The organism is Pseudomonas sp. GW821-FHT09H03, assembly GCF_059415945.1.
Map to the genome: position 1 here is coordinate 72,861 of NZ_JBWKOF010000005.1, position 11,894 is coordinate 84,754.

Sequence of the window (11,894 nt, forward strand, 5' to 3'; positions counted from 1 at the left end):
AATCAATGATGGTGCAATGCCGTTTCCCTTCACGTGGATAGAGTGATCTTTGTGCAGGCGACCCGTTTGACCCTGATGTGTCACGCTCGAACAGTCGCACAGAAACTGGCGCGTTTTCCTGTGGACGAACCCTTGGAACCGGATTGGCAAGGGGCTCAAGGCTCGCGTCGTCATCAGTTCGATGACGCAGCGCTTTTGCTGTGCGGCCCGGAACTGCGCACACGGCAAACCGCTGGCTTGTTTGGCCGTGACCCGCAGGTTGTCGAGGCGCTGAGGGATTGTGATTTCGGACGCTGGAAAGGCATGCGCATTGGTGATTTGCAAAAAACCGAACCGCTGGTACTCCAGCAATGGCTCGACGACCCGGCGTCGGCACCCCATGGAGGCGAGTCGGTGGCTCAACTCGGCGAGCGGGTGGCCGCCTGGCTGACTTCCTTGCAGGGGCAATCGGCACGGATCGTTGCCATCACCCACCCCTTTGTCATTCGCGCGGCGTTGACTCAGGTGTTGCAGGGCGCCTGCGCCAATCAGATTGACGTCGAACCGCTGGCGACCGTCGAGTTGAGGTTCCATGGTCGCTGGCGGCTCCGCTTGCCCGGCACCGATCCCGAGGAAAGGCACTGATGAAAAGACTATTGGTGATCGGCATTGGCGCCGGTCATCCCGACTACATCACGATGCAGGCCGTGAAGGCGTTGAATCAGGTCGACGTGTTTTTTCTCATGGACAAAGGCGAGCGCAAACACAAGCTGATGGACCTGCGCCGGGAGATCTGCGAGCGCTATATCAGCGGTCATCCATACCGTTTTGTCGAAGCGCTCTGCCCTGAGCGCGAACGCGGCGATCCGGACTACAGGTCCAGTGTCGATGATCTTAACCTTGGCAAGCAGAAAACCTTCGAGCGCCTGATCAACGAGGAACTGGCTGATGACCAGTGTGCAGGTATTCTGGTCTGGGGCGACCCGGCGTTGTACGACAGTACGATTCGCATCCTGCAGGCGATTGTGGCGTCAGGTGCCTGTGTTTTCGAGTTCGAAGTGATACCCGGGATTACCAGCGTCCAGGCCCTGGCGGCGCAACACAAGGTCGCGCTCAATCAGATCGGCCGCTCGGTCGAGATCACCACGGGGCGGCGCCTGGCGGCAGGGCAGGTGAGCGATGCCGACAGCCTGGTGGTGATGCTCGATGCGCAGGATGCCTACCGGCAGGTGGTGGATCAGGAGACGGAGATTTTCTGGGGAGCTTACCTGGGCACGCCGGACGAAATCCTTATCAGTGGCAAACTCAAGGATGTGGCGGATGAAATCGAGCGGGTGCGCAAGGCGGCCCGACTGGCCAATGGCTGGATCATGGATACTTATCTGCTGCGCAAGCCCTGAATTTCGCAGTGGTCAGTCTGGCCCCTTCGCGAGCAAGCCCGCTCCCACACTGGATCTTCGTTGCACACAAATGTTGTGTTCGCCACAGATCCAGTGTGGGAGCGGGCTTGCTCGCGAAGGGGGTCCTTGAAGTCACCTCAAATACAGGATTTGTGCCCAAACCGCTCCCGATACACCGATGGCGGCACCCCGACCACACTGCGAAACGCCACCCGGAAACTTTCCACCGAGCGATAACCACAGCGCTGGGCAATCTGCTCGGTGTTCTGGTCGGTGCTTTCGAGCAATTCGCGGGCGCGACCCAAGCGCTCATGCTGCAACCAGGTCTTCGGTGACTGGCCGCTGGCTTCGCTGAAGCGGCGCAGGAACGTGCGTTCACTCATGGCCGCTTCGCTGGCCAGGTCGCGGACTTCCAGCGGTTCATGCAGGCGTTCGCGCGCCCACTGCATGACCCGGGAAAGATCGCTGCGCGGCGCAGGGCTTACAGGGGTTGGAATGAATTGCGCCTGGCCACCGCTGCGCTGGGGCGACATGACCAGTCGCCGCGCCACCGAGTTGGCGACCTGGGTGCCGAAATCCCGCGCCACCAGATGCAGGCAGGCATCGATGCCCGCCGCGCTGCCGGCAGAGGTGATCAACTGGCCGGAATCGACATAGAGCACGTCCGGGTCCACCAGAATATTGGGGAAGCGCTCGGCCAGTTCATCGGTATAGCGCCAATGGGTGGTAGCGCCATGGGCGTCGAGCAGACCGCTGGCCGCGAGCACGAACACGCCGGAGCAGATCGACAGCAATCGAGCGCCGCGGGCATGGGCCCGGCGCAGGGCGTCGAGTAGTTCCTCGGGCACCGCCGCGCTGCGATCGCGCCAGCCTGGAATGATAATGGTGCGAGCCTCTGTGAGCAGTTCCATACCGCCATCGGCCAGCACCTGGATGCCGCCCATCGCACGCATCGGGCCTTGATCGACGGCGACGATCCGGTGCTCGTACCACGGGAAGTCGAACTCCGGCCGGCACAGGCCGAAGATCTCCACGGCGATGCCGAACTCGAAGGTACAGAGGCCGTCGTAGGCCAGAATCGCGACGAGTCCTGGGGCAGATTGCATATTGGCGGAAAGTTCCCGGTCGATGTCTTGTGCGCCACTGTAGCTGCAAGTGGCAGGCAGATAAAGTCTTCCCACACCCACCGACACTTTGGAGCACCCCCCATGCCCAGCCTGGTCCGCGAGATACCTGCCGCCCCATCGGCCATTGCCCTGATGCACTTCACCAACCGCCTGACGTTCGAAACCGATTGTTCCGACGTCCACGCCAGTCAGGAGGCCGGCGAAGTCGATTTCATCCTGGTGGACGTACGTGGCCCGCTGGCGTTCGAACGGGGTCATGTACCGGGAGCTATCAATATTCCGGGGCGCCAGCTTACTGCCGAAAGTCTGGCGAATTATTCGAAGTCGAGCTTGTTCGTGGTCTATTGCGCCGGGCCCCACTGCAACGGCGCGAACAAGGCTGCGGTGAAGCTGGCGGCACTCGGCTACCCCGTCAAAGAGATGATCGGCGGGGTGACTGGGTGGCTGGATGAGGGGTTTGAGTTGAATGTTGCGGCGCAACCATCTGCCAAAGCCGTTATCGGATGCGAATGTTGAGGTAGCACATAGATCATCAGAAGGCTTCCCGCAGCTGCGGACGGTCTTTTGACGTTGCCGCTCAGAACTGCCCGAAAATGGGCAGTTTTTGCTTAAAGCGGGAAATTATCTGACAGTCTTTTGCACCGCCATGGCGCGTACTTTTGAATGCTGCATCACACAAGCCGATTTTCATAAGTATTTGTCGCTTGCACGCAATTTAGCCTCCTGTTGCCGCTCTAGACTGCCGGCCACTTCGATTTTCGCTCACAAGGCGACGTTCGAAAGCTGAGAGTCGAAAGCTGCCAATAAAAGCCTCCGCACGCAGGAGTTATAAATGAAAAAGCTAGTGATGTTCGGTGCCCTGGCACTGTCGATGTTGTCCCTGACCGCCGTGGCCGAAGACGCCAAGCCGATCCGCATCGGTATCGAAGCCGGTTACCCGCCATTCTCGATGAAAACCCCTGACGGCAAACTCACCGGTTTCGATGTGGACATCGGCGATGCCCTGTGCGAGCAGATGAAAGTGAAGTGCACTTGGGTCGAGCAGGAATTCGACGGCCTGATCCCGGCACTCAAGGTCAAGAAAATCGACGCCATCCTGTCGTCCATGACCATTACCGACGATCGCAAGAAGAACGTCGATTTCACCAACAAGTACTACCACACCCCTGCGCGCTTCGTGATGAAGGAAGGTTCCGACGTCAAGGACCCGCTGACCGAACTCAAGGGCAAGAAAGTCGGCGTACTGCGCGCCAGTACCCATGACCGTTTCGCCACCGAAGTGCTGCAACCGGCAGGCATTGTCCTGGTGCGTTACGGTTCCCAGCAGGAAGCCAACCTGGATATGGTGTCCGGTCGCATCGACGCGCTAATGGCCGACTCGGTCAACCTGGACGACGGTTTCCTGAAAACCGACGCCGGTAAAGGTTTCGCTTTCGTTGGCCCTGAGTACAACGATCCGAAATACTTCGGTGGCGGCGCCGGCATTGCGGTGCGCAAGGGCGATACCGCCCTGGCCGAGCAGTTCAACACCGCCATCTCCGAAATCCGCGCCAACGGCAAGTACAAGCAAGTGCAAGACAAGTACTTCAAGTTTGACGTTTACGGCGAGTAATCGCGCCGTTCAAAAAAATGGCAACCGTTGATGCGGTTGCCATTTTTTTTGTGCAATCATTTTCAGCGCTAAGAGACCTGTAGGCGCGAGCCAATGTGGCAAGTGGCCTTGTTCGGCAAGAGGGCTTGTTGGCGACGGGGCTATTGTGGCGAGGGGGCTTGCCCCCGTTGAGCTACGAAGCCGCTAGGGAATGGGACTGCTGCGCAGTCCAACGGGGGCAAGCCCCCTCGCCACAAAAGCCTCGCTCCCACAGGTCATTGCGCCGTACAGACATCAGGAGTTCAGCCATGCAACGCATCGACCATCCACTGCCCTGGAGCCACCTGGGAACCGAGCGCACCCTTAGCGTGTTTCGCTATGGCGCTGGCCCGCGCAAGGTCTACATCCAGGCCAGCCTGCATGCCGATGAGTTGCCGGGCATGCGCACGGCCTGGGAGCTGAAGAAACGCCTGGCCGAGCTGGAAAGCCTGGGGCAATTGCAAGGCGTGATCGAACTGGTCCCTGTGGCTAATCCCATCGGCCTCGATCAGCACCTTCAAGGCAGCCACATGGGGCGCTTCGAGCTGGGCAGCGGCAAGAACTTCAACCGCTCGTTCGTCGAGCTCAGTGCACCGGTCGCCGAGTTGCTCGGCGAGCGCCTGGGCACCGATGCACAGGCCAACATTGCCCTGATTCGCCAGGCCATGGGCCAGGTCCTCGACAGCTTGCCGGCCGCTGCTTCGCAACTCGAAGCCATGCACCGCCTGTTGCTGCGCCATGCGTGCGATGCCGACATCACCCTCGATCTGCATTGCGATTTCGACGCGGCGATTCATCTCTACGCCTTGCCGCAACACTGGCCGCAATGGCAATCCCTGGCCGCGCGCCTGAAAGCCGGGGTGGCCTTGCTTTGTGAAGACTCCGGCGGCAGCTCTTTCGACGAGTCCTGTTCCTCGCCATGGTTGCGCTTGGCCAGGGCGTACCCTGACGCAGCGATCCCGGCGGCCAACCTCGCCACCACGCTCGAGTTGGGCAGCATGGGCGACACCCGGGTCGACCAGGCCCTGGCCAATTGCGAGGCCATTCTCGGGTTCCTCGCCGAACAGGGCTTCATCGGCGGCGACTGGCCAGTGGCACCGAGCGACTGCTGTGAAGGCATGCCGTTCGAGGGCACCGAGTACCTGTTCGCCCCCCATCATGGCGTGGTCAGCTTCCTGCGTGAGGCGGGGGAATGGGTGGAGAAGGGCGACGCACTGTTTGAAGTGGTCGACCCCTTGACCGACAAGGTCACGACGGTGCGGGCCGGCACCAGCGGCGTGTTGTTTGCCATCGACCGTGGACGCTACACCCAGCCGGGGATCTGGCAGGCAAAAGTAGCCGGACGCGAGCCGATTCGGGTGGGGAAATTGATCAACGACTGATCCCGCAACCCTGTGTGATATCCCCCCCTTTAGGAACTGGCTTGCCCGTCGCGATGGATGTTGGCTGTGAGGGCCCCATCGCTGGCAAGCCAGCTCCCACAGGGGGGAATGGAGCAGCGACAAAAGTGTTAGGCTCTGAACCGAATCCTGCGCTCTGTGAAGGAAGGCTTATGTTGAAATTTCTCGCTCTGCTCACGCTGCTGGCATCCGCCGCCGTCCACGCTCAAACCCCGCTGCAGTCAGATCTTGCGCTCAAGTACCTGGAACAAACCACAGCCGAATCGCAGAATCAGCCCCTGGTGATTTTTCTCCACGGATACGGCAGCAACGAGCAGGACCTGTTTGGCATCAAGGACGATTTACCCGCGCAATACACCTACCTGTCGGTACGCGCACCCATGGTGATTGAAGAGGGCAGTTATCAGTGGTTTCGCAAAAAAGGCGAAGGCGCCTACGACGGTGAGACCGATGATCTGAAGAACAGCAGTCAGCTGTTGCTGGACTTCATTTCAGGCGCGGCGAAGAAATATCACACCGAGCCTGAGCGGGTGTACCTGGTGGGTTTCAGCCAGGGCGCAATCATGTCCTACGAAGTGGCTTTGCGGCACCCCGAGGCGGTGGGCGGGATTGCAGCATTGGGCGGGCGCATTTTGCCGGTGCTCAAGTCCGAGCTCAAACCGGATGAAAAACGCCAGTCGCTGGCGATCTTCATTGGGCATGGCGAGGAGGACAAACGCCTGCCCATCAGTGATGGTACCGAGGCCAGAAGCCTGTTGCAGAGCGTCTCGCTGGAGCCTGAGTTCCACGCTTATCCGGGCCTCGGTCACAGCATCAGCGCCGCCGAGATAGAGGATTTGAGCGCCTGGTTACAGCGCCTCAACCCTTGATTGCTATTTGCCGCTGACGAGCTGCTTGACCAGGGTTTCGTGGGCGGCCATGTCGCGCGGACGGGAAATCACCTGAACCACTGCCATGCGCGTACCGGACGCCGCCATCAGCGTGGTGTTGAGCGTCAGCCCGCCACCCTGAGTGGCGGTGCCGTCGACCTGGCGCAGGCCCAGCCCGGTTTTCAATGTCATGCTTTTTTCACTGAGCTTGTTGTAATCCGGCAGGGATTTGCGTTGAGCGGTGTCGAAGTCGGCCAGCGTGTCGTCGAGGAATTTACCGTCGTTGTCCTTGACGCTGACACCCTCGGGCAGATTGTTTTCAGCGGCGATCACCACGGTCTTGGTGGCCTCGTTGCTGTACATGGTGCCGCTGGCGCCGGTAGGGCTGTCGGGCAGTGCGGTAGTAATGAAACCCTTGGGCAGATTGAAGGTGAATTTGCCGCCAAGCATCGAGACTTTCTGGGCCGGAGCGTCGCTGGACGCGGCCTTGGCGGCCTGCGCATTCAAAGCCCCTATACCTGTGACGGCAGCCAGCAACAGGACCAGGGCTTTTTTACTCAACAGTGACATGGGAAGACTCCAGGGGTGGGGCGCGCGGTGAGGCGCGAATCATCCCATGGAGTGATTGATGCATCCAGCGCCGATGTCCGGGTCGATGCGGATCAGCGCTTGATTGCCGTGCGATCCGTGGCTGCGGTCGTGCCGACCGGCCGCGCCAGCAAGCGCCGGGTCACGCCGAGCATGGCCACCGACACGGCGACACCCAGTACGAACGCGTTGAGCCCCATGCTAGGCAAGGCCAGCGCCAGTACCAGGCAGAACGCGGCGAACGAATACATCCCGGTGGCGGTGGCACGCAGCAATGCGGCAGTAAACGCCGGGCCGCGGGTTTGCTGGGAGAACACCGCCATTACACTGCCCAACACCGGGAACACCGCGAGCAGGCCGCTCCAGCGCTCGCCGACGGTGCTGGCAAGCAGGGTCACGACCAGGGTCAGCACGGCGCCGGCAATCATGCGCAGTACCAGCTTGTCGGATTTCGGCGCCGGTCCGCTGCCCAACGGCTGAGCGGCGGGGAACAGGTATGGCGCGGCGAGCAGCGCGGTGGCGGCGGCGCACACGGACAACACCAGGGACGGGGGCATCAGCGACAGCGCGATGGCCGCCGCGCCCCAGACTGCCAGCGATACCACCAGGGCCAGCGGCCACCCGGCCCGTTGCGCAACCTGGGCGTAAGTCACGCAGAAGGCGATCATCGCGAACATGGCCGACAGTGCGGCCATTGCCGATTGCGCGGCAAATACTTCACCTTGTTCGATGGCGAGGAAGAACAGAATCGGCCCGACCACCACCGGCAACCCCGATAACCAGCCTGCAACACTGGGCCCCCAACGTTTGCCGGCAAGGGAAATCAGCAGCAGAAAACCTGGGATCACCAGCAGTTTGAGGATCAACACGCGCACGTCTCCGGCCTTTTGGGAACCGTAACGTTAGCACTGATTGCTCTATAGATTCTCAGGGGTTGTATACAAAGTTCTAAAGTGCCGGTAGGAGGAGCAGCTTCGCATTGTGTCGCAGAAAAAAAGAACCCGGTGCGACGTTAATCGCACCGGGTGTTTTTCCAGGCTGCAGCGGTTCTTCGTGGGTCCCCGCGCAGTCTGTTGAACGCTGTTGGCTTACGCCCTTTCGAGCGCCAGGGCGACGCCCTGACCACCACCGATGCACAGGGTGGCAAGGCCTTTTTTGGCATCACGCTTGAGCATTTCGTGCAGCAAGGTCACCAGCACCCGGCAGCCCGACGCACCGATCGGGTGACCGAGGGCGATAGCGCCACCGTTGACGTTGACCTTGTCCAGATCCCATTCCAGGTCCTTGGCCACCGCCAGCGATTGCGCGGCGAAGGCTTCGTTGGCTTCGATCAGGTCCAGTTGGCCGATCGACCAGCCGGCCTTGTCCAGGCAACGGCGGGTCGCCGAAACCGGGCCGATGCCCATGATGGCCGGATCGACGCCGGCATTGGCGTAGGCGGCGATCTTTGCCAGCACCGGCAGGCCCAGGGCCTTGGCTTTGTCCGCGCTCATCAGGATCACTGCAGCGGCGCCATCGTTGAGCGACGAAGCGTTGCCGGCGGTCACCGAACCGTCCTTCTTGAAGGCCGGCTTGAGCTTGCCCAGGGATTCGGCGGTGGTGCCGGCCCGTGGCTGCTCGTCGGTGGCGAAGGACAGAGGGTCGCCCTTGCGCTGGGGAATCAGGATCGGCGTGATTTCCTCGGCAAAGCGCCCGGCTTCAATGGCAGCCACGGCTTTTTGCTGGGAGGCGGCCGCGAAGGCGTCCTGTTGCTCACGGGTCAGGTTGTACTTTTCCACCAGGTTCTCGGCGGTGATGCCCATGTGGTAATCGTTGAACGCATCCCACAGGCCATCGCTGATCATGGTGTCGACGAGTTGCCCATTGCCCATGCGCAGGCCGGTGCGGGCACCGGGCATGACGTAGTTGGACAGGCTCATGTTTTCCTGGCCACCGGCGATGATCACCTCTGCGTCACCGCAGCGAATGGCCTGGGCGCCCAGGTGCAAGGCCTTGAGGCCCGAGCCGCAGACCTTGTTCAGGGTCATGGCCGGCACGGCGAACGGCAGGCCGGCCTTGATCGCGGCCTGGCGCGCAGGGTTTTGCCCGGCGCCGGCGGTGAGCACCTGGCCCATGATCACTTCATCGACTTCGGCGGGGTCCAGGCCAGTGTGCGCCAGCAACTGACGGATCACCGCAGCGCCCAGGTCTACCGCAGACACATTGGCCAGGGAACCCTGGAAGCTGCCGATCGCGGTACGCGTGGCGGCAACAATGACGACTTCTTGCATGGAATGATTCCTCACTGGGCAGCGAACTGCATCTCCGGAACGTGCTCCGGCACGATCAGTTTACCAGCGGTTTTAGCGACGATTTCTTCGACGCTGACGCCTGGCGCGCGTTCCTTGAGGATAAAAGCGCCATTTTCGATTTCCAGGTAAGCCAGGTCGGTCAGCACGCGCTTGATGCAGCCGGCACCGGTCAGCGGCAGGCTGCAGTGGTCCAGTAGCTTGGATTCACCATCCTTGGACGCGTGGGTCATGATGACGATGATGTTGTCTGCACCAGCTACCAGGTCCATGGCGCCGCCCATGCCCTTGACCAGTTTGCCGGGAATCATCCACGAGGCGATGTTGCCTTGCACGTCTACTTCAAAGGCACCCAGCACGGTCAGGTCGACATGGCCGCCGCGAATCATTGCGAAGGATTCGGCGGAAGAAAAAATCGATGCGCCGATGCGTGCGGTAACGGTCTGCTTGCCGGCGTTGATCATGTCGGCGTCGACCTGGTCTTCAGTCGGAAACGGACCCATGCCGAGCAGGCCGTTTTCCGACTGCAGCATGACTTCCATGCCTTCGGGAATGTAGTTGGCGACCAGGGTCGGAATGCCGATGCCCAGGTTCACGTAGAAGCCGTCCTGCATTTCGCGGGCGACGCGTTGAGCCATTTGTTCGCGGGAAAGTGCCATTGTTGTTATTCCTTCATTCGGTCCGGGGGCAGGGGATCACTTACGCACGGTGCGCTGTTCGATGCGCTTTTCAAACGTGCCGCAGATGACCCGGTCGACGTAGATGCCAGGGGTGTGGATCTGGGTCGGGTCCAGCTCGCCGGGTTCAACAATTTCCTCGACTTCGACCACGGTGATCTTGCCGGCGGTAGCGGCCAGCGGGTTGAAGTTCTGGGCGGTGTGGCGGTAGACAACGTTACCGAAATGGTCGGCTTTCCAGCCTTTGACGATGGCGAAGTCGCCGGTGATGGATTCTTCCATCAGGTACTGGCGGCCATTGAATTCGCGAACTTCCTTGCCTTCGGCCACCGGGGTGCCGACGCCGGTCGCGGTGAAGAAGGCCGGGATGCCGGCGCCGCCTGCGCGCATTTTTTCCGCCAGGGTGCCCTGGGGCGTCAGGACCACTTCGATCTCGCCGCTGAGCAGTTGCTCTTCGAACAACTTGTTTTCGCCGACGTAGGAGGCCACCACCTTGCTGATCTGGCGGTCTACGAGCAGCACGCCGAGGCCGAAACCGTCGATGCCGCAGTTGTTGGAAACCACGGTGAGGTCGCGGGTACCTTTGCGTTTGATCTCGTTGATCAGGTTTTCCGGGATACCGCAAATACCGAAGCCGCCAGCGATGACGGTCATGCCGTCTTCCAGACCGGCCAGAGCTTCCTCGTAGGAACTCACGCGCTTGTCGAAACCTGCCATATGCACCTCTTTTATTCTTTGTGGGCGGCTGGCTAGCCGTAATGGTTGAAGTGTCTCGCCGGGAGATTGATTTGTTAAGTTGATTTTTAAGGTTAATTGATAGATAAAACTCAATAGTTGAAAAAATCAACAAACTATCCGAACGCACCCGTAGCCCTCGGCTGGCACCATCTTGCGGCTACAAGCTTGCAGCTTACCACTGGAGTAGAGCGACCATGACCGTCAAGCAGATCCGTGCCTTTCTGGCCGTGGCCCAGAGTTTGAGCTTCGCCGTGGCCTGCGAGCGCCTGCACTTGTCGCAGTCGGCCTTGAGCCTGACCATCAAGGCGCTGGAAGAGGGGCTGGGTGGACGCTTGTTCACCCGTAATACGCGCAACGTCGCCCTCACTGCCGAAGGCGAAGCGCTGGTGCCGCTGGCACGCCGGCTCATTGCCGATTGGGACAATGCCGAGGATGAACTGCGCCAGCGCTTTACCCTCCAGCGCGGTCGCGTGACCCTGGCGGCGATGCCGTCGTTTGCCGGTAACCTGTTGCCGCCGATCCTCAAGACCTTCCGGGCCCGTTATCCAAAGGTCAACGTCACGGTCAATGACGTGATCAACGAACAAGTGCTGGAAATGGTCCGCGATCGCCAGGTTGAGTTGGGGGTGGCGTTCGAACCGACCCAGAGCTCTTCGCTGCAGTTCACGCCACTGTACATTGACCGCTTCGTCGCGGTGGTACCGCTGGACTCGGCGCTTTGCGAACTCGATGAAATCGACTGGCAGACCTTGCTCAAGGAACCGTTCATTACCCTGCAGCGCCCCTCGACGTTGCGGGTGATGCTGGAGGAGCATTTGCAGGCGCGCGGGATGAAGCTGCCGGTGGAATTTGAAAGCCATCAGTTGGCGACCGTGGGCAGGATGGTCGCCAGTGGCCTGGGGGTGAGCGCGGTGCCGGCGTTGTGTGCCGGGCAGATGCGTGAGCTGGGTGCACGTTGCATCACCCTGAGCGACCCGGTGGTGGAACGGGCGATCGGGGTGTTGACCTTGCCGGGCGGCGAGCTGTCGGCGGCGGCGCAGGCGTTGTTTGATGTGCTCAGGGCTGAGGATTTTGCGCTGTAGTTAAAGCAAAGCCCTCACCCCAGCCCTCTCCCAGGGGGAGAGGGAGCCGACCGAGTTGTCTCAGGAAATTATGCGACCTGATACATGTCATCGATTATGGATTCGAGGAAGTATCC

General features: G+C 60.8%; 13 protein-coding genes. 7 read left to right on the forward strand and 6 right to left on the reverse strand.

The genetic code is table 11. The features are described 5' to 3' along the window. The first annotated feature begins 51 nt into the window (after positions 1-51). Together AC07OG_RS08610 and cobF are read left to right on the forward strand one after the other, a co-directional pair. A complete protein-coding gene (locus AC07OG_RS08610; RefSeq protein WP_218423281.1) occupies positions 52-624 on the forward strand; it encodes a histidine phosphatase family protein in 573 nt (190 codons plus the stop codon). Then, on the forward strand, positions 624-1,379 hold the full coding sequence (cobF, locus tag AC07OG_RS08615) for a precorrin-6A synthase (deacetylating) (protein ID WP_495066762.1): 756 nt from the start codon (positions 624-626) through the stop codon (positions 1,377-1,379). The genes AC07OG_RS08610 and cobF overlap by 1 nt, the downstream gene beginning before the upstream one ends. Before the next feature lie 137 nt (positions 1,380-1,516). Here the strand turns inward: cobF and ftrA are convergent, their stop codons facing one another. Next, positions 1,517-2,485 carry a transcriptional regulator FtrA gene (gene ftrA, locus AC07OG_RS08620; protein WP_495066763.1) on the reverse strand — a complete coding sequence of 323 codons (969 nt, stop codon included), beginning with the start codon at positions 2,483-2,485 and terminating at the stop codon, positions 1,517-1,519. A 102-nt stretch (positions 2,486-2,587) separates the two neighbouring features. Here ftrA and AC07OG_RS08625 point away from each other — a divergent pair, with 102 nt between their 5' ends. From AC07OG_RS08625 to AC07OG_RS08640, 4 genes are all read left to right on the forward strand, one after another. Continuing rightward, a complete protein-coding gene (locus AC07OG_RS08625; RefSeq protein WP_060543668.1) occupies positions 2,588-3,022 on the forward strand; it encodes a rhodanese-like domain-containing protein in 435 nt (144 codons plus the stop codon). A gap of 316 nt (positions 3,023-3,338) precedes the next feature. Next, a complete protein-coding gene (locus tag AC07OG_RS08630) occupies positions 3,339-4,118 on the forward strand; it encodes an ABC transporter substrate-binding protein (protein ID WP_060543667.1) in 780 nt (259 codons plus the stop codon). A 287-nt stretch (positions 4,119-4,405) separates the two neighbouring features. Beyond that, a complete protein-coding gene (locus tag AC07OG_RS08635; protein WP_495066764.1) occupies positions 4,406-5,518 on the forward strand; it encodes a succinylglutamate desuccinylase/aspartoacylase family protein in 1,113 nt (370 codons plus the stop codon). 170 nt (positions 5,519-5,688) lie between these two features. Continuing rightward, on the forward strand, positions 5,689-6,405 hold the full coding sequence (locus AC07OG_RS08640) for an alpha/beta hydrolase (RefSeq protein ID WP_060543665.1): 717 nt from the start codon (positions 5,689-5,691) through the stop codon (positions 6,403-6,405). Between the two features lie 3 nt (positions 6,406-6,408). Here the strand turns inward: AC07OG_RS08640 and AC07OG_RS08645 are convergent, their stop codons facing one another. From AC07OG_RS08645 to AC07OG_RS08665, 5 genes are all read right to left on the reverse strand, one after another. Then, positions 6,409-6,975 carry a DcrB/PsbP domain-containing protein gene (locus tag AC07OG_RS08645; protein WP_060543664.1) on the reverse strand — a complete coding sequence of 189 codons (567 nt, stop codon included), beginning with the start codon at positions 6,973-6,975 and terminating at the stop codon, positions 6,409-6,411. 92 nt (positions 6,976-7,067) lie between these two features. Next, on the reverse strand, positions 7,068-7,862 hold the full coding sequence (locus tag AC07OG_RS08650) for a hypothetical protein (RefSeq protein ID WP_495066765.1): 795 nt from the start codon (positions 7,860-7,862) through the stop codon (positions 7,068-7,070). Positions 7,863-8,081: 219 nt separating this feature from the next. Continuing rightward, complete coding sequence (locus tag AC07OG_RS08655; RefSeq protein ID WP_495066766.1) at positions 8,082-9,263, reverse strand: acetyl-CoA C-acetyltransferase; 1,182 nt, start codon at positions 9,261-9,263, stop codon at positions 8,082-8,084. A gap of 11 nt (positions 9,264-9,274) precedes the next feature. Then, positions 9,275-9,940, reverse strand: a complete 666-nt coding sequence (locus AC07OG_RS08660; protein ID WP_060543661.1) for a CoA transferase subunit B — start codon at positions 9,938-9,940, stop codon at positions 9,275-9,277. Between the two features lie 36 nt (positions 9,941-9,976). Next, complete coding sequence (locus AC07OG_RS08665) at positions 9,977-10,675, reverse strand: CoA transferase subunit A (RefSeq protein WP_060543660.1); 699 nt, start codon at positions 10,673-10,675, stop codon at positions 9,977-9,979. A 215-nt stretch (positions 10,676-10,890) separates the two neighbouring features. Between AC07OG_RS08665 and AC07OG_RS08670 the strand changes: the two genes are divergently transcribed. Next, entirely contained in the window at positions 10,891-11,778 is an 888-nt protein-coding gene (locus tag AC07OG_RS08670; protein WP_218423275.1) for a LysR family transcriptional regulator, read from the forward strand. Positions 11,779-11,894 lie beyond the last annotated feature (116 nt).